This window comes from Bradyrhizobium sp. Kon56 (assembly GCF_055807635.1).
This window is the reverse complement of sequence record NZ_JBVVOU010000227.1, coordinates 1-350: the sequence shown is the minus strand read 5'-3', so window position 1 is coordinate 350 and position 350 is coordinate 1. Positions and strand designations below refer to the sequence as shown.

Genomic DNA, 350 nt, shown 5'->3' with positions numbered 1-350 from the left:
CGTGCGCGGCCTGGGCCCGGACCTCAACAGCGTGACCATCAACGGCACCCTGGTACCGTCGCCCGAGAGCGAACGCCGCGCGGTGGCCCTCGACGTACTGCCTTCGGAACTGGTGCAGTCGCTGTCGGTGATCAAGACGCTCACCCCGGACATGGACGCCAACTCCCTCGGCGGTACCGTCGACGTTAAAAGCCTGTCGGCGTTCGACCACAAGGGCCTGTTCTATACCGGCAGCACCGAGGCCAGCTACGACAAAAACACCCGCCAGACCAGCCCGAAATTTTCCGGCGCCGCCAGCAACCGTTTCAGCCTGGGCGACGGTATCGACAACTTCGGCGTGGCCGCGGCCC

At 65.7% G+C, this 350-nt stretch carries 1 protein-coding gene; it reads left to right on the top strand.

Going from position 1 to position 350, the window contains the following annotated elements; all coding sequences use genetic code 11:
- A partial coding sequence (locus AC0L3B_RS38750; RefSeq protein WP_473382957.1) for a hypothetical protein occupies window positions 1-350 on the top strand: 350 nt, incomplete at both ends.